We start from the raw sequence: 26,293 nt of genomic DNA on the forward strand, positions 1-26,293 counted from the left end.
GCCGCAGGCCGAGCCGCGTTTCTCCGGGCAGCAGAACCCGGCCGGCGGTGCGGCCGCGAGCATGCGCCGGGGCTGGCGTACCCGCCGTACCGCCCCCGAGCCCGCGCCGGCCGCTCCCGCGCCGTCCTTCGACGGTTTCGCCGCCGCCCAGCCCGGCCCGCGCACCGGCATCGACACCGCGGAACACCCGCGGATCGTCACCCAGCCGCAGCGCGCGCCCCTGGTGCCGGACTCCATCCACCCGCCGGCCGCGCCGAAGACCGGCCGCGACTCGGAGTACGTCAACTGGGTGAACGGCCTGGGAAGCAACTGAAGACTCGCTGAACGCGGATGGAATGACCGGGCCGGGAGGTACCACCCGACGCTCCGCGCGGTGACGATGATCGATGTCCGGGTCTACCCCCCTCGATGGCATCGGAGTTCGATCATGCTGTCCCGCATCGGCCGGTTCCTCTCCGGCCTGGCCCTGGTATTCGCCCTCTCCGGCACCGCGCTGGTCGCCCCCGCGGTGGTGGCGCCCACCCAGACCGACGCGGCCCAGGCGGCGGTCCACAACAGCTGCACGATCAGCCGCTGTTCGGCCGCCCGTACGGCGTTCAACGGCTGGGCCTCGCTCGGCTGGCCCACCACCGCCGGCTGGTACTCCTGGCCGTACGGCAACTACAACTACACCGGCGGCCGCTTCTACAACCGCGAGGGCCAGCTGCCGTCCGCCACCTACGGCGAGTACGACGTCTACTCCCGCAACCGCGGCGCCGCCCGTGACGCCTACCGGATCGTCGTCAACCGCAGCACCCGCGTCGCCTACTTCACCCCGGACGACTACGTGACGTTCTACAAGCTCTGACGAAACGCGGCGGCCGTCACCCGACGGCCGCCGCGTTCATGAGAAGCGCGTTCAGGACGACGGCGTCACCGGCAGGTAGACCCGCCCGCCCGCGTCGACGAACTCGGTCGACTTGGCCTTCATCCCGGCCGCCCGCAGCTCGTGGCTGATCTTCATCGAGCAGAACTTCGGCCCGCACATCGAGCAGAAGTGCGCGGTCTTGGCCGGCGCCGCCGGCAGCGTCTCGTCGTGGTACGACCGCGCCGTCTCCGGGTCCAGCGCCAGCTCGAACTGGTCCTCCCACCGGAAGTCGAACCGCGCCCGGGACAGCGCGTCGTCCCATTCCTGCGCTCCCGGGTGCCCCTTGGCGATGTCCGCCGCGTGCGCCGCGATCTTGTACGCGATCATGCCCGCCTTCACGTCCTCCTTGTTCGGCAGGCCCAGGTGCTCCTTCGGCGTGACGTAACAGAGCATCGCGGTGCCGAACCACCCGATCATCGCCGCCCCGATGGCCGACGTGATGTGGTCGTACGCCGGCGCAATGTCCGTGGCCAGCGGCCCGAGCGTGTAGAACGGCGCACCACCGCAGAGCTCGACCTGCAGATCGACGTTCTCCTTGATCTTGTGCATCGGCACGTGGCCGGGTCCCTCGACCATGACCTGCACGTCGTACTCCCAGGCGATGTGGGTCAGCTCGCCCAGCGTCCGCAACTCCGCGAACTGCGCCTCGTCGTTGGCGTCCGCGATCGATCCCGGCCGCAGCCCGTCGCCGAGGGAGAAGGTGATGTCGTACTCCCGGAAGATCTCGCACAGCTCCCGGAAGTGGGTGTAGAGGAAGTTCTCCCGGTGCTCGGCGAGACACCAGGCCGCCATGATCGACCCGCCGCGCGAGACGATCCCGGTCACCCGCTCGGCGGCGAGCGGCACATATGCCAGGAGCACCCCGGCGTGGATCGTCATGTAGTCGACGCCCTGCTCGGCCTGCTCGATGACGGTCTCCCGGAACAGTTCCCAGGTCAGCTTGAGCGGGTCACCCTTGACCTTCTCCAGAGCCTGGTAGATCGGGACCGTTCCGATCGGCACCGGCGAGTTCCGGACGATCGCCTCCCGGGTCTCGTGGATGCGCGGGCCGGTGGACAGGTCCATCACGGTGTCCGCGCCCCACCGGGTCGCCCAGGTCAGTTTCTCCACCTCCTCGGCGACCGAGGAGGTGACCGCCGAGGTGCCGATGTTGGCGTTGACCTTCACCAGGAACTTCGACCCGATGATCATCGGCTCGGACTCCGGGTGGTTCACGTTGGCCGGCAGCACCGCGCGCCCGGCGGCGATCTCGTCGCGGACCAGCTCCGCGGGAACGCCTTCGCGCACCGCGACGTACTCCATCTCGGGCGTGATGATCCCGGCGCGCGCCGAGGCGAGCTGGGTCCGCCCGGTGCGCCACGGTTTCCGCATCTCCGGTAGGCCGACTGTCGGATCACTGCCCGGACCCGACGTGTCGTAGAGCCGCACCGGCGCGTGATCGCCGGTCAGCACCACCTCGGTGAACGGAACCTGGATGTCCGGGCGGGGACCCTCCACATAGACCTTGCGCCTCACGATACCTCCCCAAACTAGGATGAAACCGGCGGCGGACGGCAGCACGGAACCCACAGACCGCCGAAACTCAGATCAGACGGACCAGCCGAAGTGGTCCAGCGGGCCCGGACCGGCGCCGAGCTGCCACGTGCTACCGCCGGCGAGCCCGCGCCGCACGTACCGCTTCGCCGCCTCCACGGCCACCGGCACCGAGTCACCCGCGGCCAGCCGCACCGCGATCGCCGACGAGAAGGTGCACCCCGACCCGTGGTTGTTCACCGTCGGCACCGGTTCGCCCGGCAGCAGCGTCGTCTCCCCGCCGACGCAGAGCACGTCGAGCGCCAGCTCGCTGCCGGTCACCACGACGGCGCGCGGTCCGCGCGCGGCCAGCTCGGCTGCCGCCGAGACCATCTCCTCGGTCGTCTCGACCGGCCGGCCCAGGAGGGCGCCGGCTTCGTGCCGGTTCGGTGTCAGAACGCAGGGGTACGAGCTGAGCACACCGACCGTGCCCACCTCTCCCAAGCGGCTCCCCGCCGTTGCCACGAGAACCGGGTCGATGACCAGGTTGGGCAGCTCGTCGGCACGTTCGGCGATCACCTTCGCCACGTCCGGGTCCGAGATCATGCCGATCTTCACGGCCGCGACCGGAAGGTCCGACAGCACCGCGTCGAGCTGGGCCGCCACGATCTCGGCCGGCACCGGATGGATGGCGGTCACCCCGAGCGTGTTCTGCGCCGTGATCGCGGTGATCACCGAGGCGCCGAACGCACCCAGCGCCGCGAACGTCTTCAGGTCCGCCTGGATCCCCGCTCCCCCACCGGAATCCGAGCCCGCAATCGTCAACACCACCGGTGGCGTCATCGCACCCCACTCCCTCGGCTGCCCGCCAGAGCTGCCCCGCCGCCCCAATCCCCACCCTCACCGTCAGCCGACAAACCCCAGCTGCCCGCCAGCGCTGCCCCGCCGCCCCAATTCCCACCCTCACCGTCAGCCGACGAGCCTCGGCTGCCCGCCAGAGCTGCCTCGGCGAGGTCGCGCGCTGTGCGTTCCGGATCGGAGGAGCGCATCACGGCTCCCATCACCGCTACCCCGGCCGCGCCGGCGGCCACGCACGCCGCCGCCTGTTCGGCCGACTCGATCCCGCCGAGCGCCAGCCAGGGCACGGGCGCGCGCAACTCGGCGGCCCCCGTCGCCCCGAGCGCCGGCCCGTACCCCGGCTTGGACGCGGTCGGGTAGACCGGCGACACGGTCACGTAGTCCACACCCGACAGATTCTCGGTCCCGTGCCACGACCGGCCGACCAGCGCGACACCCGCCGGCACCGGATCACTTCCGGACAGGTGCACGGCCGAGCCGCCCAGCGGATCCGGCCCGGCCACGATCAGCCGCCCGGGCGGAAGAATCATCCTCAGCCGCTCGGCGAGCGCCGCACGTTCCCCGTACGGAAGGTCGCGTTCCCGGAGAACGACCCATGCCGCGCCGCCGCGGACCGCCTGCCGGACCACCGTCTCCAGCGGCCCGGCGGCGGACCGCCGGTCGGTGAGCACAACGAGCCCGGTCGGCGTCACCACACCGGGATCCCGTCGTCCGCTGTGGACGCCACCGCGTGCGTGCGGCGCGGGATGCGCCCCGCAGCGCGGGCCAGGCGGCCGGCCGCGACCGCGTGCCGCATCGCCGCCGCCATCGCGGCCGGGTCGTCGGCCCGGGTGATCGCACTGGCGACCAGCACCGCGTCGCAGCCCAGCTCCATGGCGAGCGCCGCGTCGGAGGCGGTGCCGATGCCGGCGTCCAGGACCACCGGCACGTCCACGCTCTGCCGGATCAGCTCGATGTGGTGTGGGTTGGAGATGCCCAGACCGGAACCGATCGGCGACCCGGCCGGCATCACCGCGGCGCAGCCCACGTCGGCCAGCCGGCGAGCCAGAATCGGGTCGTCCGTGGTGTACGGCAACACCGTGAACCCGTCCACGACCAGCATCTCCGCGGCCCGCAGCAGTTCCACGCCGTCCGGCAGCAGGGTCCGTTCGTCACCGATCACCTCAAGCTTGATCAGGTCGGTCTCGAACGCCTCCCGGGCCATCTGTGCGGTCTTCACCGCGTCGCCGGCCGTGTAGCACCCGGCGGTGTTCGGCAGCACCCGCACACCGAGCCGGTCCAGCATCGGCAGCAGCCCCGGCCCGGCCGCCTCGACCCGCCGCAGCGCCACCGTGACCAGCGTGGTCTCGGACGCCCGGATGGCCTCCTCCAGCGCGGCCAGGCTGTTCGCCCCGCCGGTGCCGAGGATCAGGCCGTTCTCCGGCAGAAACATCGTCATCCTCCCTGCGCGGCGGTGAGAACCTCGACCTTGTCGCCGTCGGCCAGGTCGACCTCGGCCCACGTCGAGCGGGGTACCACGGTCCCGTTGACCGCGACCGCCACGCCGCGCTGGGCGGCGATGAGCTCGGCGACCAGGGTCGCCACCGAGCATGTGTCGGACCGGCTCTCCGTCCGGCCGTTGATCGTCAGGCGCATCCGAACCTCCCGGGGGCGAAGTCGTTGATCAGGCTGTCGGCCGATCCGGTGAGCACCAGGTCGGCGATGAGTCGCGCGGTGATCGGCGCGAGCAGGACGCCGTTGCGGTGATGACCGGCGGCCACCACGGTGCGGCGGGAGTCGTCGAGGTATCCGAGGATCGGCGCGTTGTCCGGGGTCCCCGGCCGGTGTCCCACGGTGACCTCGGTGATCTCGTGCTCGGCGAGGCCGGGCACCAGGTCGAGGGCGGCCCGCAGCAGGTCGTGCACGCCACCGACGGTGATCGCCCGGTCGGTCCGCTCCTCCTGGGTGGCGCCGACCACCACCTCGCCGTCCGCGCGCGGCACCAGGTAGACCGGCCGACCGTCGGCCGATCCGTGGATCACGTGCCGGATCAGTCCGGGCTCGCCGCGCAGCCGCAGCACCTGGCCCTTCACCGGGCGAACCGGCAGGCCGGTGAGTTCGGCGGTGCCGCATCCGGCGGCCACCACGGTGACGTCGGCGTCCACATCGGAGAGCGCGCTGATCCGTTTCGGCACGATGTGCCCGGCCAGCCCGGCCCGCAGCGCGGCGACGACCCTGCGCGGGTCGACCTGCCGCTCGGCCGGCGCGAACACGCCGGCCCGCACCCGCGGCGACAGCGCCGGTTCCCGGTCCCGCAGCTGCGATCCGGTCAACGGCGCGAGTTTCTGGTGCTTCCACTCCCGGGCCGCGTCCGCGACGTCGTCGGCGGTCAGGGCCACTCCGAGCGTTCCGGCGTCGTCGTAGCCGACGTCGCCGAGACTCGCCGCGTACTCCGGCCACAGCTCGTTGGACGCCTCCAGCAGCCTGGTGAGGTGCGGATATTCGAAGGCCGACTCGCCGCCGGGCGCGAGCATCCCGGCCGCCACGTGCCAGGCGCCGCCGTCCCCGTCCGGTTCCGGGTCGTAAACGGTGACGTCGCCGCCGCGCCGCACCAGTTCGGCGGCGACGGCCAGCCCGATGATCCCGCCACCGACGACCGCGACGCGCATCCGGCCGCTCATCGCAGAGCCGCCAGGAATGCCGCAGCCGCTCCCTTCGGGTCCTCCGCGAAGGCGGCCACCGCCGCGACACCGTGCACCGCGAGCAGCGGCACCCGATCCGCGGTGATGCCACCGATCGCCAGGACCGGCGTACCCGGAACCGCCTCGGCGACGGCCGCGATCGCGGCCGGCCCGAGCGGTGGTGGCAGCCCGTCCTTCGTGGATGTGGTGAACGCCGGCCCGACCCCGAGATAGCTCGCCCCGTCGGCGACGGCCGCGCGGGCCGCCTGCGGGTTGCGGCAGGTGGCGCCGACGACGGCGTGTGGTCCCAGGACCCGGCGGGCCGCCGGCACCGGCAGATCGTCGGCGCCCACGTGCACCCCGTCCGCCCCGGCCGCCAGCGCCACCCCGACCCGATCGTTGACCAGCACCATCGTGCCCGCCGGGCGGCATGTCTCGACGGCCTCGACGGCCAGCGCGTACGCCTCGGCATCGGTGCTCTTGACCCGGATCTGCACGGCGACGTCGGCCAAGCCGGCGACCGCACGAACCACGTCGATGGAGTCGGTTATGACGTGGATGCGAGGAAAGAACCTGTGCATGAAGCACTCCTCCCTGCGCCGGCATTACCCGGATCAGGTTCGACGGTCGGGGGCGGCATCAGCCCCCCTCTCAGCCCGTTGCCCGGGCTCCCGTGGGGTTGTCTTGTAACCGGACCATAACCGGTCCGTGAAAAGAAAACTAGCGCACGTCCCAAACCGGCTCGGGCACCTCGACCACCTCGCCGTCGCTCCTGAACAGCACGAAACGATCGAACGACCTGGTGAACCACCGGTCGTGGGTGACCGCAATCACCGTGCCGTCGAACGCCTTCAACCCCTCCTCCAGCGCCTCCGCCGACGCCAGATCCAGGTTGTCGGTCGGCTCGTCGAGCAGCAGCACGGTGGCCCCCGACAGCTCCAGCAGCAGCACCAGGAACCGGGCCTGCTGTCCACCGGAGAGCGTCCCGAACCGCTGATCCCCCTGCGCCGCCAGCTCATAGCGGTTGAGCGCCTTCATGGCACCCGCGCGGTCCATCCCGGACCGGTGCTCGTCACCCCGCCAGAGGATCTCGACCAGCGTCTTCTCCAGCAGCTCCGGCCGGTCGTGGGTCTGCGAGAAGTGCCCCGGCCGCACCCGCGCCCCGAGCCGTGCCCGGCCGTCGTGCGCCACATGGGCCAGCGGGGCGCCGTCGACCGGTTTGTGCTCCAAATCCGGCTCGGTGCCGCCGGCCGCCAGCAGGCGCAGGAAATGCGACTTGCCGGTGCCGTTGGCCCCGAGCACCGCGACCCGGTCGCCATACCAGATCTCCAGGTCGAACGGGAAGGTCAGATCCTCCAGCTCCAGGCCCTCGCAGATCACCGCGCGCTTGCCGGTCCGCCCGCCGCGCAGGTTCATCCGCAGCGACTGCTCCTTCGGTGGCAGCGGCGGCGGCCCGGCCTCCTCGAACTTGCGCAACCGGGTCTGCGCCGCCTGATAGCGCGAGGCCAGGCCGTCGTTGTAGGCGGCCTTGTTCTTCAGGGTGAAGACCAGCTCCTTGAGCTTCTCGTGCTCCTCGTCCCACCGCCGCCGGTTCTCCTCCATCCGGTCGTGCCGGTGCAGCCGGGCCTCGTGCCAGGACGCGAACCCGCCGGGATGCGTCCACGCGCTGCCGCCCTCGACGGCGACCACCCGGTCCGCGGTCTGGGCCAGCAGCTCCCGGTCGTGCGAGACGTAGAGGACCGATTTCGACGACTCGCGCAGCCGCTGCTCCAGCCAGCGTTTGGCGGGCACGTCGAGGAAGTTGTCCGGCTCGTCGAGCAGCAGCACCTCGTCGCTGCCGCGCAGCAGCAGGTCGAGCGCGAAGCGTTTCTGCTCGCCACCGGAGAGCGTCCGCACGATCCGGCTTCTCGTCTCGTCCCACGGCTTGCCCAGAATGGACACCGCGACCGTGTCGAAGAGCACCTCGGCCTCGTAACCACCGGCCTCGCCCCAGTGCGCGAGCGCGTTCGCGTACGCGATCTGGCTCTTCTCGGTCTCGTCCAGAGCCGCGGCCGCGGCGCGCAGTCGCTCGCCTGCCGCGCCCAGCGCGGGCGCGACCAGGGAAAGCGCAAGATCTTCCAAGGTACGGTCGTCGCCGATCATGCCGATGAACTGGCGCATCACCCCGAGCCCGCCGGAGCGGGCGATGGTGCCGGTCTGGGTGGCGATGTCCCCGGCCACCATCCGCATCAGCGTGGTCTTGCCGGCCCCGTTCGGCCCGACGAGCGCCACCTTCGCGCCCTCGCCGACCCGGAACGACACGTCGGCGAAGAGCTCCCGCCCGTCCGGGAGCACGAAGCCGGCACCGGCGACATCCACGTAACCCATGCCGGCATCCTCCCCGCCGCCGCCGCTTCAGTCAGCCGATTTTCGGGTCACCCGCAGCACCCGGAAGCCTTTCTGGCTGGCCACCCGTTCCACCGCCCAGCCGCCCGCGACGAGCCACGCGTGCAGCGAGTCCCCGCCCAGGTTCCGGTTGATGACCAGCCAGGCGGTGCCGGCCGGCGCCAGCCGGGGCAGCCAGCGCTCCATCAGCGCGTGCAGCTCGGCCTTGCCGACGTGGGTGGGCGGGTTGCTCCAGATCGCGGCGAAGGTCACGTCGTCCGGCACGTCGTCGGGCGCGGCGACCCGGATCCGGTCGGCCAGGCCGAGCGTGCCGGCGTTCTCGGCGGTCAGGTCCCGGGCCCGCGAGTTGACGTCGATGGCGTAGACGGTCGCCCGCGGCGCCTCACTGGCCAGCACGCAGGCGATCGGCCCGTAACCGCAGCCGAGGTCGAGCAGGGTGCCCTCGGTGCCGGCGCCGGGCAGGCCGGCTTTGCGCAGCAGCACGGCGGTTCCCGGGTCCAGGCGCCCGGCCGAGAACACCCCGGACGCCACGGCCAGCCGGTAGTCCCGGCCGGCGACGCTGAACTCGATCTCGCCCCGTCGCAGCGGCGCGTCCGGCTCGGCGGTGAAGTAATGGTCGGCGCTCACCCGGCAAGTCTCCCGCCGCCGGATCACGCGTCACCCGGCGGGGTGGCGGACACGCTGTGCGTTAATAGATCAGCGTGCGCGCCTAGCTTGGGGCGCATGCGGTACGCCACCCCGACGCGCTCCGCCCACCGCGCCACCCCGGCCGGCGGCCTCGCCCTGCTGGTGAGGCATCCGGGTCCCATCGGTCAGCACCGCTACCACCCAGGGGTCCGAACCCGTCCGCAACGGCACGCCCGGCGAGACCCCCGAGAGACTGCCCATCTGCTCACCCGCGGCCTGGCCGGCCTCATCGTGCTCGGCATCTGCGTGATGCTCGGCGTCCTCATCGTCGCCGACGAGCGGCGCTCCCCGGCCGCCGCGGCCGGCGGCACCCCACTCACCGCGGCCGAGGTCTTTCCCGCCGGCTCCGCGGCGTTCCAGGTGGGTCGCACCGACCTCTCGGCCGACTGCACGGTCGCGGTCACCGGCACCCTGCGCTCGACCCTGCAACGGTACGGGTGCGCGCAGGCGGTCCGGGCGGCTCTCACCGTGCCGTACGCCGACCTGCGCATCACCGCGGGCGTCCTGAGTCTCGCCGACACCACCGCCGCCGCAACCGTCGCCGACCTGCTCCGCTCCCTGGTCGAGTCGGGCGACGGCGGCTTCGCCGGGATGGCCGGCGAGGAGACCGGCCTGGGCACCCCGGTCGTCTGGCGCACCCACGGCCACTACCTGACCTACTGCATCATCACCGGCCCGAACGGCGAGCTGGTGCCCGGCGACGACCCGCGCGTCCAGCGCATCGCCACCGACCTGCTGGACACCCACTTCAGCAGCACCGTGCTCCCGGGACGCCGCTGACCAGCTCCCTCAGCCGGCCGGCAGCTCCCGCAGGCGGCGGGTGGCGTCAGCGCGCGCGGCGTACTCGGTCTCCTCCGGATATCCGACCGCGACCAGCGTCAGACCGTGCGCCGGGGCCACCGTCACCTCGCTGGACCGTTCCCGCAGGGTCAGCAGCTTCGCCGGCCAGTCCGGCTGCCGGCGCCCGTCACCGACCGTCAGCATCGCGCCGACCAGGCTGCGGACCATGGCCTGGCAGAAGGCGTCCGCCTGCACGGTCGCCACGCAGATCCGGTCCGGGTCGCGCCGCCAGTCCAGCCGGGTGATCGCCCGGATCGTGGTGGCGTGCTCCTTGCGCTTGCAGAACGCGGCGAAGTCGTGCTCCCCCACCAGCCCGGCCGCCGCCTCGTTGAGCCGGTCCAGGTCGAGCGGGCGCAGCCAGCCGAGGGTGTCGTGGCGGCGCAGCGGTTCGGGACCCCACGGGTCGTCCGAGACGCGGTACTCGTACCGGCGGAAGGTGGCGGAGAAACGCGCGTCGAAGGTGGGCGGCACCGGGGTCACCGACCGGACCCGGGCGTCCGGCGGCATCAGCGCGGCGAGCCGGCGCAGCAGCGAGCCGGCCAGCTCGGCGTACCGCTCGGCGGGCAGGTCGATGTGGCACACCTGGCCGGTCGCGTGGACCCCGGCGTCGGTGCGCCCGGCCACGGTCAGGCCCAGCGGCGTCTCCGCGCCGACGAGCCGCCCGAGAGCCTCGGTCAGGACACCGGCAACCGTGCGCCGGGTGGGCTGGGCGGCCCATCCCGAGAAGTCGGCGCCGTCGTACGACACGTCCAGTCGCAGCCGGATCGATTCGGTCACTGCAGCGAGCTCCTTCGCTTCGCCAAGCGAAAGGCCCGGCACCCCTGGGGGTACCGGGCCTTTCGATGTCAGGCTCAGGCCTTGGTGTCGTCACCCTCGGCCTGGTCGCCGGGGCCCTCGGCACCCTTGTCGCCGGAGGCGTTCACGGGCGCCTCGGCGTCCTGGTCCGCGTCGGTGTCCGCGGCCGGGGCGCTCTTCGGCGCCTCGTCCTCGGGCGCCAGCGCCTCAACCTTGGCCTGCTGCGCGGCGGCCTTGCGGGCCTCCTTCGACGGGCCGGTGGAGGCCGCGACCTCGAGCTCCTCGACCAGCTCGATGACGGCCATCGGAGCGGCGTCACCCTTGCGCGGGCCGATCTTGGTGATCCGGGTGTAGCCGCCGGGGCGGTTGGTGTACCGCGGAGCGATCTGCTCGAACAGGGCGTACACGACGTCCTTGTCCTTCACGATGGTCAGGACGCGACGGCGGGCGTGCAGGTCGCCGCGCTTGGCCTTCGTGACGAGCTGCTCAGCGAGCGGGCGCAGCCGCTTCGCCTTCGACTCGGTGGTCTTGATCTTCCCGTGCCGGAACAGCTCGGTGGCCAGGTTGGCCAGGATGAGCTTCTCGTGCGCCGGGCTGCCGCCGAGGCGGGCACCCTTGGTGGGCGTGGGCATTTCCGATGCTCCTCGTAAGTTTGTTTCCGCGCAGTGCGGCGGAGCCGCCTCAGGCAGCGCAGTTATGGCGCGGCAGCCGAGCTTTACAGCTGCTCGGTCTCGCGGTAGTCGTCGGTGTCGTAGTCCACGTCGCCGAACGAGTCGACCACGTGCGCCGGGTCGAAGGACGGCGCGCTGTCCTTCAGACCGAGGCCCATTCCGGCGAGCTTCATCTTGACCTCGTCGATGGACTTCTGGCCGAAGTTCCGGATGTCCAGAAGGTCGGCCTCCGTACGCCCTATCAACTCGCCCACGCTATTGATGCCCTCGCGCTTGAGGCAGTTGTACGACCGGACGGTGAGGTCCAGCTCCTCGATCGGGAGCGCCAGGTCGGCAGCGAGCTGCGCGTCCTGCGGCGACGGGCCGATGTCGATGCCCTCGGCGGTCTCGTCCAGCTCCCGGCAGAGCCCGAAGAGCTCGACCAGGGTGGATCCGGCCGACGCGAGCGCGGTCCGCGGCGAGATGGACGCCTTCGACTCGACGTCGATGATCAGACGGTCGAAGTCGGTGCGCTGCTCGACACGGGTCGCCTCGACCCGGTAGGTGACCTTGAGAACCGGCGAGTAGATCGAGTCGACCGGGATCCGGCCGATCTCCGCGCCCGCGTTCTTGTTCTGCGCCGCCGTGACGTAGCCACGGCCCCGCTCGACGGTCAGCTCCATGTCGAGCCGGCCCTTGCTGTTCAGCGTCGCCAGCTTCAGATCGGGGTTGTGCACGGAGACACCGGCCGGCGGCTGGATGTCCCCGGCGGTCACGTCGCCCGGGCCCTGCTTGCGCAGGTACATGCTGACCGGCTCGTCGTGCTCGGAGCTGACGGTCAGTTCCTTGACGTTCATGACCAGCTCGACCACGTCCTCCTTGACACCGGGGATCGTGGTGAACTCGTGCAGCACGCCGTCGATCTTGATGCTGGTGACCGCCGCGCCCGGGATGGACGAGAGCAGGGTCCGGCGCAGCGAGTTACCGAGGGTGTAGCCGAAACCCGGCTCCAGGGGCTCGATGGTGAACCGGGAGCGGGTCTCGCTGAGCGACTCCTCCGAGAGGGTCGGCCGCTGGCTGATGAGCACGCTGTTCTTCTTTCTGTCAGGCCACCCGCTATTTGATGGCCGTCCTCAGGTGATGCGCCGGGCGCCCCCGTCCGGAGGCGCCCGGTCAGAGCACTACTTGGAGTAGAGCTCGACGATCAGCTGCTCCTGGACCTGCGTGTCGATGACAGCGCGGGCCGGGAGCGAGTGGATCAGGATCTTCATCTCGCTCGGGATCGGCTCCAGCCAAGCCGGAACCGGCCGCGAGCCGGCCTGGGCCTGCGCGACGACGAAGGGAGTCATCTCCTTCGACTTCTCGCGGACCGTGACGATGTCGTGCTCCTTGACCCGGTACGACGGGATGTCGACCTTCACGCCGTTGACCAGGAAGTGGCCGTGCTTGACCAGCTGCCGGGCCATGTCCCGGGAAGCGGCGTAGCCGGCCCGGTAGACGACGTTGTCGAGACGGGTCTCGAGGATCTGCAGCAGCACCTCACCGGTCTTGCCGGGCTTGGTGACAGCCTCCTCGTAGTAACCGCGGAACTGCTTCTCGAGCACGCCGTACGCGCGGCGGGCCTTCTGCTTCTCGCGGTGCTGGAGCAGGTACTCGGTCTCCTTGGTCCGACCGCGGCCGTGCTGGCCGGGCGGGAAGGGACGCGACTCGAACGGGCACTTCGGCCCATCGCACTTGCTGCCCTTGAGGAACAGCTTCATCTTCTCGCGGCGGCAGCGCTTGCAGTCCGCACCGGTGTAACGAGCCATTTCTGAATCCCCCTCAGACCCGGCGCCGCTTCGGCGGACGGCAACCGTTGTGCGGCTGCGGCGTGACGTCGGAGATCTGCCCGACCTCGAGGCCGGCGGCCTGCAGCGAACGGATGGCGGTCTCCCGGCCGGAGCCCGGACCCTTCACGAACACGTCGACCTTGCGCATGCCGTGCTCCATGGCACGACGGGCGGCCGCCTCGGCAGCGAGCTGCGCGGCGAACGGGGTCGACTTGCGGGAGCCCTTGAAGCCCACCTGGCCGGACGAGGCCCAGGAGATGACAGCACCGGTCGGGTCGGTGATCGACACGATGGTGTTGTTGAAGGTGCTCTTGATGTGCGCCTGCCCGTGGGCGACGTTCTTGCGTTCCTTGCGCCGGACCTTCTTGACGGCGGCCCCAGCGCGTGCCTTCGGTGGCATAAGTCAGTGCGCTCCTATTACTTCCGACCGGGCTTCTTCTTACCGGCGACCGTGCGCTTCGGACCCTTGCGGGTACGAGCGTTGGTCCGGGTCCGCTGTCCACGCACGGGCAGGCCCTTGCGGTGGCGGATACCGGCGTAGCAACCGATCTCAACCTTGCGGCGGATGTCCGCAGCGACCTCGCGGCGCAGGTCGCCCTCAACCTTGAAGTTGGCCTCGATGTAGTTACGGAGCTGAACCAGCTCGTCCTCAGTGAGGTCCTTGGCGCGCTTGTTCAGGTCAATCGCGGTAGCAGTCAGTGCCTCGACGGCACGGGTGCGACCGATGCCGAAGATGTAGGTGAGCGCGATCTCCATCCGCTTCTCGCGGGGAAGATCCACGCCGACGAGTCGAGCCATAAGTGGGCGTACTCCTCAGGTGTCTCACGGAGGTCTGTGCCCCTTCCACCCCGCCTGCCCGGGCGGGCCCCGGCCTCCGACCGGGGGTGCGGCCGCGTGCCACCCTCAGGTGAGCACCGCGGCTGGAACGAGCTTGTGCTGTGGTACGGATCCTGCGCTGAGGCTTGTCAGCCCTGGCGCTGCTTGTGGCGCGGGTCGGTGCTGCAGATGACCATGACCCGGCCGTGCCGCCGGATGACCCGGCAGTTGTTGCAGATCCGCTTGACGCTCGGCTTGACCTTCACGGTTTGCCTTAACTCTCAGTCAGACGGGATAGAAAACCCCGCGACCCGCTTACTTGTAGCGGTAGACGATTCGCCCACGGGTCAGGTCGTACGGCGAGAGTTCGACGACGACCCTGTCCTCGGGAAGGATGCGGATGTAGTGCTGGCGCATCTTCCCGGAGATGTGTGCCAGGACCTTGTGACCATTGGCGAGCTCGACGCGGAACATGGCGTTCGGCAGGGGCTCGATCACTCGGCCTTCGATCTCGATGGCTCCGTCTTTCTTAGGCATGTCCTCCGCTACCTGACATCGGGTTCGTGGGGCAGGCTTGCGCAACGTCTTACCCGAGCTGAAAACAGCCCGGACCAGCCGCGGCTCCCCCGCTTCCTCGAAGCGCGTGAGGACATGGAGGAGTGGACGCTGCGCGCCAGCAAGCCAGTCTACGCGCCCGCAACAGCGACGCCAAACCGAGGGTTCCGCAACCCGTGGTCGGGCGTGTCTGCGTCGGACATACCCGACGATATCGTCTCAGTCGCGTCGTTTGTTCCGGTCGCTGAAGTGGGCGGCGAGCGCGACCACCACCGGGATCAGCACCCAGGCCGGCCAGAAGTAGAGAAGCTCGCCGGACGACACACTGGTGATCGTCCAGATCACCACGCAGATCAGGAAAGCGCCGACCGCGGGGGCCACTCGCGGCTTCCCGCTGTGCGTCCCGTGAGCCGGCTCCACCGGGTAGGGCGCCGGTGCCGGCGGGCTGTACGGCTCGACCCTCGCCCGCTGCACCGGAATCGCGCCGGGCAGGTCGTCGAGCAGGCCGTCGAGATCACCGTAGGTCCGCGCCGCGTACGCCTTCTGCACCCGCTCGTCGTACTCGTTCAGGTCCAGGCGGCCCTCGTCGAGCGCGCTCTTCAGCTGATCCGCGACCTTCTGCCGGTCACTGTCGCCGGCCCGCATCGCCTCGTGCCCCATGAGTCACAGCATGGCAGGCACGCACCACCGTGGGCTACCGCTGGCGGGCCGTCACCAGGTCACCGAGCCGGGCCCGGCCACCGTCCGGCGCGGTGGTCACCCACACGCCGTCGTCCAGCAGCGCCATGGTGTGCTCCACGTGCGCGGCCCGGGACCTGTCCCGGGTCACCACGGTCCAGCCGTCGTCGAGCTCGACCGTGCGCGGAGAGCCCATGGTGATCATCGGCTCGATCGCGAGCGCCATGCCGGGAACCACCCGCACGCCGCGCCCCGGCTTGCCGTGGTTCAGCACGTGCGGGTCCTGGTGCATCTCGGTGCCGATGCCGTGGCCGCCGTACCCGTCGACGATGCCGTAACGGCCCGCCTTGCGGATCACCTTCTCGATGTTGAACGAGATGTCGGTGAGCCGCCCGCGGCCGTTGGCCGCGCCGCGGGCCGCGGCGGCGATGCCCGCCCACATGGCGTCCTCGGCGACCTCGGCCATGCGCAGCAGGGCCGGGTCGGTCTCGCCGACGCCGACGGTGATCGCCGCGTCGCCGTGCCAGCCGTCCAGGATCGCGCCGCAGTCCAGCGAGATCAGGTCGCCCTCGCGCAGGATCAGCTCCGTGCTCGGGATGCCGTGCACGACCTGCTCGTTGACCGAGGCGCAGATCGAGGCCGGGAAGCCGTGGTAGCCCTTGAACGACGGCACGGCGCCTGCGTCGCGGATCACCTTCTCGGCGACCGAGTCGAGGTCGGCAGTCGACACCCCGGGCGCCACCGCGTCCCGCATCGCGTCGAGGGCGGCCGCCACCACCAGGCCGGCGGCCCGCATCTTCCCGATCTGTTCCGGCGTCTTGATCTGGATGTCTTGCTGACGAGCCATCTCAGCCGCCGTACGACCGCAGGGCGTCGATCGCGCGCACCGTGACGTCCTCCACCGGACCGGTCGCGTCGATGCCCACCAGCTTGCCCTGAGCACCGTAGAAGTCGACCAGCGGCGCGGTCTTGTCCGCGTACTCCACCAGCCGGTTGGCGATGGTCTCGGCCTTGTCGTCGTCCCGCTGGAACAGCTCGCTGCCGCAGCGGTCGCAGATGTTCTCCTTGCTCGTCGGGTCGAACTCGACGTGCCAGATCTTGCCGCAACCACGGCAGGTCCGGCGGCCCGAGAGCCGCCGGATGACCTCGTCGTCGTCGACCACGAGCTCCATCACGATGTCCAGCGCGGTGCCCAGGTCGGCCAGGAGCTTGTCCAGGGCCGAGGCCTGCGGCACGGTACGCGGGAAACCGTCGAGCAGGAAGCCGTCGCTGGCGTCCGGTTCGGCGAGCCGGTCCCGGACCATGTTGATGGTCACCTCGTCCGGAACCAGCTGACCGGCGTCCATGTAGCGCTTGGCCTCGACACCGAGCGGGGTGCCCTGCGAGACGTTGGCCCGGAAGATGTCACCGGTCGAGATCTTCGGTACGGCGAGATGGGCGGCGATGAACTCAGCCTGGGTCCCCTTGCCGGCCCCCGGAGGGCCCACCAGTACCAGCCGCACCTACATCTCCTCGCTTCGGTCACGAGAACCCACGCCCACCGTCGACGGCAGAGCCAACCGGCCCCGCGTACCCACTAGCGGAGGAACCCTTCGTAGTTCCGCTGCATGAGCTGGCTCTCGATCTGCTTCACCGTCTCCAGACCCACGCCAACCATGATCAGTACAGCGGTACCACCGAACGGGAAGTTCATGTACTGGTCCTGGTCGAGCCAGATGAAGAAGAAGTTCGGCAGAACCGAGATCAGCGCCAGGTACAGCGCACCCGGCAGGGTGATCCGGCTGAGGATGAAGTCCAGGTAGTCGGCGGTCGGCTTGCCCGGGCGGATGCCCGGAACGAACCCACCGTACTTCTTCATGTTCTCCGCGACCTCAGTCGGGTTGAACGTGATCGACACGTAGAAGTACGTGAAGAAGATGATCAGCAGGAAGTACAGGCCGATGTAGATCGGGCTGGTCGGATCCGCCAGGTTGTTCTGGATCCAGATCTGGTAGCCCTTGAGGTTGTTCTGGTCGAAGAACTGCAGGTACAGCTGCGGCAGGTAGAGCAGCGAGGAACCGAAGATGACCGGGACGACACCCGCCTGGTTCACCTTCAGCGGGATGTAGGTGGAGGTGCCGCCGTACATCCGCCGGCCGATCATCCGCTTCGCGTACTGCACCGGGATCCGGCGCTGCGCCTGCTCGATGAAGACGACCAGCGCGATGATGATCAGGACCAGGCCGATGACCAGCAGGAACTTGCCGGTGCCGCTCGACTCCTTGATGCTCCAGCCCTCACCGGGAAGGCGGGCCGCGATCGAGGTGAAGATCAGGACGGACATGCCGTTGCCGACGCCACGGTCGGTGATCAGCTCGCCCAGCCACATGACCACACCGGTGCCGGCGGTCATCGTCATCACCAGGACGGTCAGGGTCAGCCACATCGGCAGCCCGGTGTTCTCCGGGATGATCTGGTAGGCCGGGTTGTCCTGGTCGCACATGTTGCCGAAGAGCTGCCCGGTACGGGCGAGCGCGACGAACGCGGAGGCCTGCAGCACGGCGAGGCCGAGCGTCAGGTACCGGGTGTACTGGGTGATCTTCGCCTGGCCGGACTGGCCCTCCTTGCGGAGCTGCTCCAGCCGGGGGATCACGACCGTCAGCAGCTGCAGGATGATCGACGCCGTGATGTACGGCATGATGCCCAGCGCGAAGACGGAGAGCTGCAGGAGCGCGCCACCGGAGAACAGGTTCAACAGGTTCAGCACGCTGTTGCCCGCGGACTCGGTGAGCTCCAGGCAGTTCTGCACGTTGGAGTAGGACACACCGGGACTGGGCAATGTGGCGCCGAGCCGGTAGATGGCAATAATCGCTACCGTGAAGAGTAGCTTCTTCCGCAGGTCAGGCGTCCGAAGCGCGCTCGAGAAGGCGGACAACAACTGATCCTCCTGCGTGGTCGCCACACTCTGGGTTGCGGTATCCCGGAACTTCGGGCACACATCATTGAGCAGCCGTAGAGGCCGCCAGCGGAGCACTGTATCAGCAAGGCCGAGAGCGCAACCACCGGCATCGCATGGGCCGATGCCCCAGTACAACACAACTGTCCGGCTTCGTGGTTGAACCGTCTGCTTACGCCACGATCGGCAAGCCGCGTTCCACTGAGCCCGGTCACCCCGTGCCCGAGCCGGGTCCCACAATACGGTACGCGCGGACAGGACCCGGTCACTCGAAGTCATTCGATCGACGAGCGGGCGTACGTCGGCCGCCTGAGCGCCCCTGAGCCCGGTCGACCCGCGAGGTGCGTGGTGGTGGACCCTCGGGGCCAAATCGCCGCCTCACGCGCCACACAGGGCCGTTTGCGTACCACCGCCCCGAATACCCCGCAACGACGAAGGCCGCGGCGCCGGGTCTCCCCGGTGCCGCGGCCCTCGACCGCTTACGCCTTACAGCTGGGTGGCGGAGCCACCGGCAGCGGCGATCTTCTCCTTGGCGGACTCGCTGAACGCGTGCGCCGAGATGGTCAGCGAAACGCCGCCCAGCTCGCCGGAGCCGAGCACCTTGACCGGCTGGCCCTTGCGGACAGCGCCGGCCTCGACCAGCTCCGCCGGGCCGACCTCGCCGCCGTTCGGGAACAGCTCGGCGAGCCGGTCCAGGTTGACCACCTGGAAGACGACCTTGTTGCGGGGCTTGTTGCGCAGGCCCTTCATCTTCGGCAGGCGCATGTGGATGGGCATCTGCCCACCCTCGAACGCCGCCGAGACGTTCTTACGGGCGCCGGTGCCCTTGGTACCGCGACCGGCGGTCTTGCCCTTGGAGCCCTCACCGCGACCCACCCGGGTCTTCGCGGTCTTGGCGCCGGGCGCCGGACGCAGGTGGTGGACCTTGATCGCCATTTACTCGACCTCCTCGACAGTGACGAGGTGGTTCACGGCGAAGATCATGCCCCGGATCTCGGGACGGTCCTCCTTGACCACCACATCGTTGATCCGCTTCAGGCCGAGCGACCGCAGGGAGTCCCGCTGGTTCTGCTTACGGCCGATACCGGACCGGATCTGGGTGACCTTCAAGCGCGCCATCAGTGCACCGCCGCTTCCGCACGCGCTGCCAGCATGGCCGCCGGCGCCACGTCCTCGACCGGGAGGCCACGACGCTTCGCGACCATCTCCGGCGACTCGAGGCCCTTCAGAGCGGCCACGGTCGCGTGCACGATGTTGATCGGGTTCGACGAGCCGAGGCTCTTCGACAGGATGTCGTGGATACCCGCGCACTCGAGCACGGCACGCACCGGGCCACCGGCGATAACACCGGTACCGGCGGACGCCGGCTTGAGCAGCACGACGCCGGCCGCCGCCTCACCCGTGATCGGGTGCGGGATGGTCGCGCCGATCCGCGGAACCTTGAAGAAGTGCTTCTTGGCCTCCTCGACGCCCTTGGCGATCGCCGCGGGCACCTCCTTGGCCTTTCCGTAGCCGATGCCGACGGTGCCGTCACCGTCGCCGACGATCACCAGGGCGGTGAAGCTGAAGCGACGACCACCCTTGACGACCTTCGCGACACGGTTGATCGCGACGACCCGCTCCAGGTGCGGGGTCTTCTCGACGGGCGCGTTGCCGCGGCCGCCCTCGCGGCGGTTGTCCCGGCGGTTGCCACCCTCGGTGTTACCGCCGGACCCGCCGCCTCGGCGCTGCTGACCAGGCATTGGTCAATCCCTCCTAGAACTCGAGTCCGGCTTCGCGGGCGGCGTCCGCAAGCGCGGCAATCCGGCCCGCGTACTTGTTGCCACCGCGGTCGAAGACGACCTTGGAAATGCCCGCGGCCTTGGCCCGCTCGGCGACCAGCGCACCGACCTTGCCGGCCAGAGCGCTCTTGTCGCCCTCGGCACCCCGGATCGAGGCGTCGAGCGTGGAGGCCGAAGCCAGCGTGTGACCCTTGAGGTCGTCGATGATCTGCGCGGTGATGTGCCGCGTGGACCGGGTGACGACCAGGCGCGGGCGCTCGGCCGTACCACGAACGTTCTTGCGGACCCGGAAGTGCCGACGCGCCTTGCCGACGGCACGCTTGGCGGCGACGCCGCCGCCGTTGCGGCGCTTGAGCAGCGTGGCGGTCACTTCTTACCTGCCTTTCCAGCCTTGCGGCGGATGACCTCGCCCTGGTACTTCACACCCTTGCCCTTGTAGGGCTCCGGCGGACGGATCTTGCGGATGTTCGCCGAGACCTCGCCCACCAGCTGCTTGTCGATGCCGGTGACCGTGAACTGGGTCGGCTTCTCGACCGAGAAGGTGATGCCGTTCGGCGCGGGCACCAGCACCGGGTGCGAGAAACCGAGAGCGAACTCCAGGTCCTTGCCCTTGGCGGTGACCCGGTAACCGGTGCCGTTGATCTCGAGCACCTTCTTGTAGCCCTCGGTGACGCCGATGATCATGTTGGCGACCAGGGTGCGCGAGAGGCCGTGCAGTTCCTTGGCCTTGCGCTCGTCGTTGGGGCGGTTGACGACCAGCTCGCCACCCTCCTGCGAGACCGTGATCGGCTCGGCGACGGTGTGCGAGAGCTCGCCCTTGGGGCCCTTGACCTTGACGGTCTGCCCCGTGATGGTGACGTCGACACCGGCCGGCACCGGGATCGACTTACGTCCGATTCGCGACATGTCAAAGTCTCCAGTTACCAGACGAAGGCGAGGACTTCCCCGCCAACGCTCCGCTTGCGGGCCTGCTTGTCGGTCAGCAGTCCCTGGGACGTCGAAATGATCGCGACACCGAGACCACCGAGCACGCGAGGCAGCTCGTCGGACTTGGCGTAAACCCGCAGGCCGGGCTTCGAGACGCGCTTGATGCCGGCGAGGCTGCGCTCACGGTTCTGGCCGTACTTGAGCTCAACGACCAGACGCTTGCCGACCGCGCCCTCCTCGGGCTCCTCAGACGTCCACGAGGCGATGTAACCCTCAGCCTTGAGGACCTCGGCGATGTTCGCCTTGATCTTCGAGTAGGGCATCGTCACCTTGTCGTGGTACGCCTGGTTGGCGTTACGCAGACGCGTGAGCATGTCTGCGATCGGGTCCGTCATCGTCATGGGTATTCGTCAACCTTTCTCGCCGGGGTTCCCGGGCTCTGACCCCCAGGCCTACGGCGAAGCGGTATTTCTCTGAAACCAGCCTTCAGTCCGCTTTTGGGCGGCGGGTGGGGCGGTTGGATGGTTACCAGGAGGCCTTGGACACGCCGGGCAGCTCGCCACGGTGAGCCATGTCCCGCACGCAAACGCGGCAGAGGCCGAACTTGCGGTACACCGAGTGCGGGCGACCGCACTTCTGGCAGCGGGTGTAGGCGCGCACAGCGAACTTCGGCTTCGCGGCAGCCTTCAGGATCAGCGCCTTCTTCGCCATGCTCAGTTCTCCTTGAACGGGAAGCCCAGGAGCTTCAGCAGCGCCCGGCCCTCGTCGTCAGTCGTGGCGGTCGTGACCACGGTGATGTCCATGCCCCGCGGCCGATCGATCTTGTCCTGATCGATCTCGTGGAACACCGACTGCTCGGTCAGGCCGAAGGTGTAGTTGCCGTGGCCGTCCAGCTTCTTGCCGTCCAGGCCGCGGAAGTCACGGATACGCGGCAGCGCGATCGACAGCAGCCGGTCCAGGAACTCCCACATCCGGTCGCCGCGGAGGGTGACCTTCGCGCCGATCGGCATGCCCTCACGCAGCTTGAACTGCGCGATCGACTTGGTCGCCCGGCGAACCAGCGGCTTCTGACCGGTGATGGTGGTCAGGTCGCGGACCGCGCCGTCGATCAGCTTGGCGTCCCGGGCAGCCTCGCCGACACCCATGTTGACCACGACCTTGACCAGGCCGGGGATCTGCATCGGGTTGGCGTAGTTGAACTGCTCCTGGATGGCCGGCACGACCTCGGAGCGGTACTTGGTCTTGAGGCGCGGCAGCGTCTTGGTCTCGGTAGCGGCAGTCATCAGAGTTCCTTACCGGTCGTACGCGCGATCCGGACCTTGTTGCCGTTCTCGTCAATCTTGTAGCCGATACGAGTCGGCTTGCCGTCGCCGTCCAGCACCTGCACGTTCGAGATGTGGATCGGGGCTTCCTGAGTGACGATGCCGCCGGTCTTCGAACCACGCTGGGTGGTGCGGATGCGTTCGTGCTTCTTGACGCGGTTGACGCCCTCGACCAGGACCTTGTCCTGCCGCGGGAAGGCCGCGATGACCTTGCCCTTGGCACCCTTGTCCTTGCCGGCGATGACGACGACCGTGTCGCCCTTCTTGATCTTCACGGTCAGAGCACCTCCGGCGCCAGGCTGATGATCTTCATGAACCGCTTGTCGCGCAGCTCGCGCCCGACCGGGCCGAAGATGCGGGTGCCGCGGGGGTCCCCGCCGTCCTTGATGATGACGGCGGCGTTCTCGTCGAAACGGATGTACGAGCCGTCCGGGCGCCGCTTCTCCTTCGCGGTGCGGACGATGACCGCCTTGACGACGTCACCCTTCTTCACACCGGCACCGGGGATGGCGTCCTTGACCGTGGCCACGATGACGTCGCCGATGCTCGCGTAACGGCGACCGGAGCCGCCGAGTACGCGGATGCACAGGATCTCCCGGGCACCCGTGTTGTCGGCGACGCGCAGTCGCGACTCCTGCTGGATCACGTCTGTCTCCTATGTCTGCCAGTTCTCCGGACAAGCGGTCCGAAGCTTGGCGGAACGATGGTCCGCTGGGGCCGGCCTCGGCCGACCCCAGCGCACTCACTTGGCCTTTTCGAGGATCTCCACGAGCCGCCACCGCTTGGTGGCGGACAGCGGGCGGGTCTCCATCAGCAGAACCCGGTCGCCGATGCCGGCGGAGTTCTGCTCGTCGTGCACCTTCAGCTTGCGGGTACGACGGATGACCTTGCCGTACAGCGCGTGCTTGACCCGGTCCTCGACCTCGACCACGACGGTCTTGTCCATCTTGTCGCTGACCACGAGACCTTCACGCACCTTGCGCTGGGCGCGGGGTGCAGTCGCGTTCTCACTCATGCTGTCACCTCATCCGGCGCAACCGAGAGCCCCAGCTCGCGCTCACGCATGATCGTGTAGATCTTCGCGATGTCCTTGCGGACGACCTGCAGCCGACGGTGGTTGTCGAGCTGGCCGGTCGCGCGCTGCACACGAAGGTTGAACAGCTCCGCCTTGGCCTCCCGCAGCCGCGAAACCAGCTCCTCCTCGGAGAGTTCGCGCAGCTCGGCTGCCTTAACGCCCGCTGCCATCAGCTTTCACCCACTTCGCGTGTCACGATGCGGCACTTCATCGGGAGCTTGTGGATCGCGCGGCGCATCGCCTCACGCGCGACCGTCTCGTTCGGGAACGACATCTCGAAGAGGATGCGTCCCGGCTTGACGTTCGCCACCCACCACTCGGGAGAACCCTTACCGGAACCCATCCGGGTCTCGGCCGGCTTCTTGGTCAGAGCCTGGTCCGGGAAGATCGAGATCCAGACCTTGCCGCCACGCTTGATGTGACGGGTCATCGCGATACGCGCCGACTCGATCTGCCGGTTCGTCACGTACGCCGGCTCCAGAGCCTGGATACCGAACTCGCCGAAGACGACCCGGTTACCACCCTTGGACGCGCCACTGCGGTCCGGGTGGTGCGGCTTACGGAAGCCCTTTGGGGGCTTACGCGGCATCAGCATGTGTCAGCCCTCCTGCTGCGTCTCGGCCGGAGCCGGAGCCGCGGCGACCGCGGCGTCGTTCACGTTGTCGCCGTCACCGGTGGACCGGGACTGGGCCGCAGCCCGGCCGGCCTCGGTGCCGCCCGCGGTCGTGCCGGACGAACCGGAACGGCCACGACGCGGACGCTCGGGACGGTCACCACGGTCACGCCGCGGACGCGACGGGGCCTCGGTGACGACCTCGCGGCCCGGAACGGCGTCGCCCTTGTAGATCCAGACCTTCACGCCGATGCGGCCGAACGTGGTACGGGCCTCGAAGAAGCCGTACTCGATGTTGGCCCGCAGCGTGTGCAGCGGAACGCGACCCTCACGGTAGAACTCCGTGCGGCTCATCTCCGCGCCGCCGAGACGGCCGGAGACCTGCACCCGGATGCCCTTGCAGATCGGGTTCTTCATGGCCGACTGCATGGCCTTACGCATCGCCCGGCGGAAGCTGACCCGGCTGGACAGCTGCTCGGCGACGCCCTGCGCCACGAGCTGCGCGTCCGACTCGGGGCTCTTCACCTCGAGGATGTTCAGCTGGACCTGCTTGCCGGTGAGCTTCTCGAGCTCGCCGCGGATCCGGTCGGCCTCCGCACCCTTACGGCCGATGACGATGCCCGGCCGGGCGGTGTGGATGTCGACCCGGACCCGGTCGCGGGTCCGCTCGATGTCCACCTTGGAGATGCCGGCGCGCTCCAGGCCCTTGGACATCATGCGGCGGATCTTGACGTCCTCGCCGATGTAGTCCTTGTAGAGCTTGTCCGCGAACCAGCGGCTCTTCCAGTCGGTGGAGATGCCGAGGCGGAACCCGGTGGGGTGAACCTTCTGACCCATTACTCGGCACCCTCCGTGCTCTGGGACTCGGCAGCCTGCGGCTCAGCCGGCTTGTCGGCCTTCTTCGCCGCGGCCTTCTTCGCCGGGCGGGCCGTCTGGACCGCCTCGACCGCGATGGTGATGTGACAGGTGCGCTTGCGGATCCGGTACGCACGGCCCTGGGCCCGCGGACGGAACCGCTTCAGCGTCGGCCCCTCGTCGACGAACGCCTCGCTGACGAGGAGAGCGTCGGGGTCGAGCCGCTCGTTGTTCTCCGCGTTCGCGATGGCGCTGGCGAGGACCTTGTAGACCTGCTCGCTGGCGGCCTGCGGCGCGAACTGCAGGACGGTGAGCGCCTCCTTCGCGGGCAGACCGCGGACGAGGTTGACCACCCGGCGCGCCTTGTTCGGCGAGATGCGCACGTGCCGCGCAACCGCCCGCGCGCCCGGAAGCACCGGAGCGTCGCCCTTAACTGGCATCGCTGTAGCTCCTAATTCCTCTAATCCGTGTATCTGCTTAGCGCCGACGGCTCTTGCGGTCGTCCTTCTCGTGACCCTTGAACGTACGGGTCAGAGCGAACTCGCCGAGCTTGTGCCCGACCATGGCCTCGGTGACGAACACCGGGACGTGCTTGCGCCCGTCGTGCACGGCGATCGTGTGCCCGAGCATGTCGGGGATGATCGTCGAGCGCCGCGACCAGGTCTTGATGACGTTCTTCGAGTTCTTCTCGTTCTGGACTTCCACCTTCTTGAGCAGGTGGTCGTCGACGAACGGGCCCTTCTTGAGGCTGCGAGGCATCTTTAACTCCCGTTACCCGCGCTTGCGGGTGGCGTAGCGGCGGCGAACGATCAGCTTGTCGCTCTCCTGGCCCTTGCGGCGGGTACGGCCCTCCGGCTTACCGGCCGGGTTGACCGGGTGGCGGCCACCGGAGGTCTTACCCTCACCACCACCGTGCGGGTGGTCGATCGGGTTCATGGCGACACCACGGACGGTGGGGCGCTTGCCCTTCCACCGCATACGGCCGGCCTTACCCCAGTTGATGTTCGACTGCTCGGCGTTGCCGATCTCGCCGACCGTCGCGCGGCAGCGGATGTCGACACGACGGATCTCACCGGAAGGCATACGCAGCGTGGCGTAGGCGCCCTCACGGCCGAGCAGCTGGATACCGACGCCGGCCGAACGGGCCAGCTTGGCGCCACCGCCGGGACGAAGCTCCACACCGTGGACCGTCGTACCGACCGGGATGTTGCGCAGGGGAAGGTTGTTCCCCGGCTTGATGTCCGCGCCCACGCCCGACTCGACGCGGTCGCCCTGCTTCAGGTCCTTCGGCGCGAGGATGTAGCGCTTCTCGCCGTCGGCGTAGTGCAGCAGCGCGATGCGGGAGGTGCGGTTGGGGTCGTACTCGATGTGAGCGACCTTGGCCGGCACGCCGTCCTTGTCGTTCCGCTTGAAGTCGATCAGCCGGTACTGCCGCTTGTGGCCACCGCCCTGGTGCCGCGTGGTGATGCGGCCGTGGACGTTGCGACCACCCTTCTTGGGCAGCGGGACCAGCAGCGACTTCTCCGGCGTCGACCGGGTGATCTCGGCGAAGTCCGAGACGCTCGAGCCGCGGCGGCCCGGCGTGGTCGGCTTGTACTTACGGATTGCCATGA

Annotated in this window: 41 protein-coding genes and 1 riboswitch; of the genes, 3 read left to right on the forward strand and 38 right to left on the reverse strand. The window is 69.3% G+C overall.

Translation table 11 applies throughout. The features are described 5' to 3' along the window. Both AB0F81_RS11235 and AB0F81_RS11240 read left to right on the forward strand, forming a co-directional pair. Nucleotides 1-313: hypothetical protein (locus AB0F81_RS11235; RefSeq protein WP_360194614.1), on the forward strand; the 313-nt coding region annotated here is incomplete at its 5' end. A 114-nt stretch (nucleotides 314-427) separates the two neighbouring features. Continuing rightward, entirely contained in the window at nucleotides 428-847 is a 420-nt protein-coding gene (locus AB0F81_RS11240; RefSeq protein WP_360194617.1) for a ribonuclease domain-containing protein, read from the forward strand. A 51-nt stretch (nucleotides 848-898) separates the two neighbouring features. Here AB0F81_RS11240 and thiC read toward each other — a convergent pair whose 3' ends face one another. The 9 genes from thiC to AB0F81_RS11285 all read right to left on the reverse strand — a co-directional run bounded on the left by thiC (nucleotide 899) and on the right by AB0F81_RS11285 (nucleotide 8,949). Further along, nucleotides 899-2,422: a phosphomethylpyrimidine synthase ThiC gene (gene thiC, locus AB0F81_RS11245; RefSeq protein ID WP_360194620.1), complete on the reverse strand. Its 1,524-nt coding sequence runs from the start codon at nucleotides 2,420-2,422 to the stop codon at nucleotides 899-901. A gap of 72 nt (nucleotides 2,423-2,494) precedes the next feature. Beyond that, complete coding sequence (gene thiD, locus AB0F81_RS11250; protein WP_360194623.1) at nucleotides 2,495-3,262, reverse strand: bifunctional hydroxymethylpyrimidine kinase/phosphomethylpyrimidine kinase; 768 nt, start codon at nucleotides 3,260-3,262, stop codon at nucleotides 2,495-2,497. Continuing rightward, the gene (locus AB0F81_RS11255; RefSeq protein WP_360194626.1) at nucleotides 3,259-3,972 is read right to left on the reverse strand and encodes a thiamine phosphate synthase; all 714 of its coding nucleotides are present in this window, start codon (nucleotides 3,970-3,972) and stop codon (nucleotides 3,259-3,261) included. Before AB0F81_RS11255 ends, thiD begins: the two co-directional genes overlap by 4 nt. Then, on the reverse strand, nucleotides 3,966-4,715 hold the full coding sequence (locus AB0F81_RS11260) for a thiazole synthase (protein ID WP_360194629.1): 750 nt from the start codon (nucleotides 4,713-4,715) through the stop codon (nucleotides 3,966-3,968). The genes AB0F81_RS11255 and AB0F81_RS11260 overlap by 7 nt, the downstream gene beginning before the upstream one ends. Next, a complete protein-coding gene (gene thiS / locus AB0F81_RS11265) occupies nucleotides 4,712-4,912 on the reverse strand; it encodes a sulfur carrier protein ThiS (protein WP_360194632.1) in 201 nt (66 codons plus the stop codon). Before thiS ends, AB0F81_RS11260 begins: the two co-directional genes overlap by 4 nt. Further along, nucleotides 4,903-5,925, reverse strand: coding sequence for a glycine oxidase ThiO (thiO, locus tag AB0F81_RS11270; RefSeq protein WP_360194635.1), 1,023 nt, complete (start codon nucleotides 5,923-5,925; stop codon nucleotides 4,903-4,905). Before thiO ends, thiS begins: the two co-directional genes overlap by 10 nt. A gap of 8 nt (nucleotides 5,926-5,933) precedes the next feature. Next, the gene (locus AB0F81_RS11275; protein ID WP_360194638.1) at nucleotides 5,934-6,518 is read right to left on the reverse strand and encodes a thiamine phosphate synthase; all 585 of its coding nucleotides are present in this window, start codon (nucleotides 6,516-6,518) and stop codon (nucleotides 5,934-5,936) included. After that, a riboswitch (TPP riboswitch) is annotated at nucleotides 6,512-6,622 on the reverse strand. (Overlaps the previous gene by 7 nt.) A gap of 35 nt (nucleotides 6,623-6,657) precedes the next feature. After that, nucleotides 6,658-8,304 (reverse strand): ATP-binding cassette domain-containing protein, encoded by a 1,647-nt coding sequence (locus AB0F81_RS11280; protein WP_360194641.1) that lies wholly within the window; start codon nucleotides 8,302-8,304, stop codon nucleotides 6,658-6,660. Nucleotides 8,305-8,331: 27 nt separating this feature from the next. Beyond that, entirely contained in the window at nucleotides 8,332-8,949 is a 618-nt protein-coding gene (locus AB0F81_RS11285) for a methyltransferase (RefSeq protein ID WP_360194644.1), read from the reverse strand. A 96-nt stretch (nucleotides 8,950-9,045) separates the two neighbouring features. Between AB0F81_RS11285 and AB0F81_RS11290 the strand changes: the two genes are divergently transcribed. Further along, on the forward strand, nucleotides 9,046-9,789 hold the full coding sequence (locus tag AB0F81_RS11290; protein WP_360194647.1) for a hypothetical protein: 744 nt from the start codon (nucleotides 9,046-9,048) through the stop codon (nucleotides 9,787-9,789). Nucleotides 9,790-9,798: 9 nt separating this feature from the next. Here AB0F81_RS11290 and truA read toward each other — a convergent pair whose 3' ends face one another. From truA to rplB, 29 genes are all read right to left on the reverse strand, one after another. Next, the gene (truA, locus tag AB0F81_RS11295; protein WP_360194650.1) at nucleotides 9,799-10,626 is read right to left on the reverse strand and encodes a tRNA pseudouridine(38-40) synthase TruA; all 828 of its coding nucleotides are present in this window, start codon (nucleotides 10,624-10,626) and stop codon (nucleotides 9,799-9,801) included. Between the two features lie 74 nt (nucleotides 10,627-10,700). Further along, nucleotides 10,701-11,276, reverse strand: coding sequence for a 50S ribosomal protein L17 (gene rplQ, locus AB0F81_RS11300; RefSeq protein WP_360194653.1), 576 nt, complete (start codon nucleotides 11,274-11,276; stop codon nucleotides 10,701-10,703). Between the two features lie 83 nt (nucleotides 11,277-11,359). Then, complete coding sequence (locus AB0F81_RS11305) at nucleotides 11,360-12,382, reverse strand: DNA-directed RNA polymerase subunit alpha (RefSeq protein WP_093618743.1); 1,023 nt, start codon at nucleotides 12,380-12,382, stop codon at nucleotides 11,360-11,362. 93 nt (nucleotides 12,383-12,475) lie between these two features. After that, a complete protein-coding gene (rpsD, locus tag AB0F81_RS11310; protein WP_360194657.1) occupies nucleotides 12,476-13,102 on the reverse strand; it encodes a 30S ribosomal protein S4 in 627 nt (208 codons plus the stop codon). Nucleotides 13,103-13,115: 13 nt separating this feature from the next. Then, nucleotides 13,116-13,523 (reverse strand): 30S ribosomal protein S11, encoded by a 408-nt coding sequence (rpsK, locus tag AB0F81_RS11315; protein ID WP_014440747.1) that lies wholly within the window; start codon nucleotides 13,521-13,523, stop codon nucleotides 13,116-13,118. 17 nt (nucleotides 13,524-13,540) lie between these two features. Then, nucleotides 13,541-13,921, reverse strand: coding sequence for a 30S ribosomal protein S13 (rpsM, locus tag AB0F81_RS11320; RefSeq protein WP_360194661.1), 381 nt, complete (start codon nucleotides 13,919-13,921; stop codon nucleotides 13,541-13,543). A 167-nt stretch (nucleotides 13,922-14,088) separates the two neighbouring features. After that, the gene (gene rpmJ, locus AB0F81_RS11325) at nucleotides 14,089-14,205 is read right to left on the reverse strand and encodes a 50S ribosomal protein L36 (RefSeq protein WP_014440745.1); all 117 of its coding nucleotides are present in this window, start codon (nucleotides 14,203-14,205) and stop codon (nucleotides 14,089-14,091) included. A 49-nt stretch (nucleotides 14,206-14,254) separates the two neighbouring features. Then, nucleotides 14,255-14,476 (reverse strand): translation initiation factor IF-1, encoded by a 222-nt coding sequence (infA, locus tag AB0F81_RS11330; protein ID WP_007073013.1) that lies wholly within the window; start codon nucleotides 14,474-14,476, stop codon nucleotides 14,255-14,257. Nucleotides 14,477-14,713: 237 nt separating this feature from the next. Beyond that, the gene (locus tag AB0F81_RS11335; protein WP_360194663.1) at nucleotides 14,714-15,154 is read right to left on the reverse strand and encodes a DUF1707 domain-containing protein; all 441 of its coding nucleotides are present in this window, start codon (nucleotides 15,152-15,154) and stop codon (nucleotides 14,714-14,716) included. Between the two features lie 34 nt (nucleotides 15,155-15,188). Continuing rightward, a complete protein-coding gene (gene map, locus AB0F81_RS11340) occupies nucleotides 15,189-16,019 on the reverse strand; it encodes a type I methionyl aminopeptidase (protein WP_360194666.1) in 831 nt (276 codons plus the stop codon). 1 nt (nucleotide 16,020) lies between these two features. Further along, nucleotides 16,021-16,674: an adenylate kinase gene (locus tag AB0F81_RS11345; protein WP_043531067.1), complete on the reverse strand. Its 654-nt coding sequence runs from the start codon at nucleotides 16,672-16,674 to the stop codon at nucleotides 16,021-16,023. A gap of 74 nt (nucleotides 16,675-16,748) precedes the next feature. Next, on the reverse strand, nucleotides 16,749-18,089 hold the full coding sequence (gene secY, locus AB0F81_RS11350; protein ID WP_360194851.1) for a preprotein translocase subunit SecY: 1,341 nt from the start codon (nucleotides 18,087-18,089) through the stop codon (nucleotides 16,749-16,751). Nucleotides 18,090-18,593: 504 nt separating this feature from the next. Then, a complete protein-coding gene (gene rplO / locus AB0F81_RS11355; protein ID WP_360194670.1) occupies nucleotides 18,594-19,043 on the reverse strand; it encodes a 50S ribosomal protein L15 in 450 nt (149 codons plus the stop codon). Beyond that, nucleotides 19,044-19,226, reverse strand: a complete 183-nt coding sequence (gene rpmD, locus AB0F81_RS11360) for a 50S ribosomal protein L30 (protein WP_043531070.1) — start codon at nucleotides 19,224-19,226, stop codon at nucleotides 19,044-19,046. It abuts the gene before it with no gap. Beyond that, nucleotides 19,226-19,849: a 30S ribosomal protein S5 gene (gene rpsE / locus AB0F81_RS11365; RefSeq protein ID WP_106315548.1), complete on the reverse strand. Its 624-nt coding sequence runs from the start codon at nucleotides 19,847-19,849 to the stop codon at nucleotides 19,226-19,228. Before rpsE ends, rpmD begins: the two co-directional genes overlap by 1 nt. Before the next feature lie 13 nt (nucleotides 19,850-19,862). Next, nucleotides 19,863-20,246 carry a 50S ribosomal protein L18 gene (gene rplR, locus AB0F81_RS11370; protein ID WP_360194854.1) on the reverse strand — a complete coding sequence of 128 codons (384 nt, stop codon included), beginning with the start codon at nucleotides 20,244-20,246 and terminating at the stop codon, nucleotides 19,863-19,865. An 8-nt stretch (nucleotides 20,247-20,254) separates the two neighbouring features. Then, nucleotides 20,255-20,794, reverse strand: coding sequence for a 50S ribosomal protein L6 (gene rplF, locus AB0F81_RS11375; protein ID WP_360194675.1), 540 nt, complete (start codon nucleotides 20,792-20,794; stop codon nucleotides 20,255-20,257). A gap of 14 nt (nucleotides 20,795-20,808) precedes the next feature. Then, nucleotides 20,809-21,216 (reverse strand): 30S ribosomal protein S8, encoded by a 408-nt coding sequence (gene rpsH / locus AB0F81_RS11380; protein ID WP_014440735.1) that lies wholly within the window; start codon nucleotides 21,214-21,216, stop codon nucleotides 20,809-20,811. A 124-nt stretch (nucleotides 21,217-21,340) separates the two neighbouring features. Then, a complete protein-coding gene (locus tag AB0F81_RS11385) occupies nucleotides 21,341-21,526 on the reverse strand; it encodes a type Z 30S ribosomal protein S14 (protein ID WP_020513598.1) in 186 nt (61 codons plus the stop codon). A gap of 2 nt (nucleotides 21,527-21,528) precedes the next feature. Further along, nucleotides 21,529-22,098: a 50S ribosomal protein L5 gene (gene rplE, locus AB0F81_RS11390; RefSeq protein ID WP_360194678.1), complete on the reverse strand. Its 570-nt coding sequence runs from the start codon at nucleotides 22,096-22,098 to the stop codon at nucleotides 21,529-21,531. Beyond that, nucleotides 22,098-22,418 (reverse strand): 50S ribosomal protein L24, encoded by a 321-nt coding sequence (gene rplX / locus AB0F81_RS11395; protein ID WP_360194857.1) that lies wholly within the window; start codon nucleotides 22,416-22,418, stop codon nucleotides 22,098-22,100. The genes rplE and rplX overlap by 1 nt, the downstream gene beginning before the upstream one ends. After that, nucleotides 22,415-22,783 (reverse strand): 50S ribosomal protein L14, encoded by a 369-nt coding sequence (rplN, locus tag AB0F81_RS11400; protein WP_015619002.1) that lies wholly within the window; start codon nucleotides 22,781-22,783, stop codon nucleotides 22,415-22,417. Before rplN ends, rplX begins: the two co-directional genes overlap by 4 nt. Before the next feature lie 96 nt (nucleotides 22,784-22,879). After that, nucleotides 22,880-23,152, reverse strand: a complete 273-nt coding sequence (gene rpsQ, locus AB0F81_RS11405) for a 30S ribosomal protein S17 (protein WP_360194682.1) — start codon at nucleotides 23,150-23,152, stop codon at nucleotides 22,880-22,882. Further along, nucleotides 23,149-23,382, reverse strand: coding sequence for a 50S ribosomal protein L29 (rpmC, locus tag AB0F81_RS11410; RefSeq protein ID WP_014440730.1), 234 nt, complete (start codon nucleotides 23,380-23,382; stop codon nucleotides 23,149-23,151). Before rpmC ends, rpsQ begins: the two co-directional genes overlap by 4 nt. Then, the gene (rplP, locus tag AB0F81_RS11415; protein ID WP_014440729.1) at nucleotides 23,382-23,807 is read right to left on the reverse strand and encodes a 50S ribosomal protein L16; all 426 of its coding nucleotides are present in this window, start codon (nucleotides 23,805-23,807) and stop codon (nucleotides 23,382-23,384) included. The genes rpmC and rplP overlap by 1 nt, the downstream gene beginning before the upstream one ends. Before the next feature lie 3 nt (nucleotides 23,808-23,810). Beyond that, a complete protein-coding gene (gene rpsC, locus AB0F81_RS11420) occupies nucleotides 23,811-24,662 on the reverse strand; it encodes a 30S ribosomal protein S3 (RefSeq protein ID WP_360194687.1) in 852 nt (283 codons plus the stop codon). Continuing rightward, entirely contained in the window at nucleotides 24,662-25,120 is a 459-nt protein-coding gene (gene rplV / locus AB0F81_RS11425; protein WP_360194690.1) for a 50S ribosomal protein L22, read from the reverse strand. The genes rpsC and rplV overlap by 1 nt, the downstream gene beginning before the upstream one ends. A gap of 37 nt (nucleotides 25,121-25,157) precedes the next feature. Then, nucleotides 25,158-25,439: a 30S ribosomal protein S19 gene (gene rpsS, locus AB0F81_RS11430; RefSeq protein ID WP_014687760.1), complete on the reverse strand. Its 282-nt coding sequence runs from the start codon at nucleotides 25,437-25,439 to the stop codon at nucleotides 25,158-25,160. Between the two features lie 12 nt (nucleotides 25,440-25,451). Next, nucleotides 25,452-26,291, reverse strand: coding sequence for a 50S ribosomal protein L2 (gene rplB / locus AB0F81_RS11435; RefSeq protein ID WP_360194694.1), 840 nt, complete (start codon nucleotides 26,289-26,291; stop codon nucleotides 25,452-25,454). Nucleotides 26,292-26,293: the final 2 nt, after the last annotated feature.

This window comes from Actinoplanes sp. NPDC024001 (genome assembly GCF_040638955.1).
Taxonomy (GTDB): Bacteria; Actinomycetota; Actinomycetes; order Mycobacteriales; family Micromonosporaceae; genus Actinoplanes.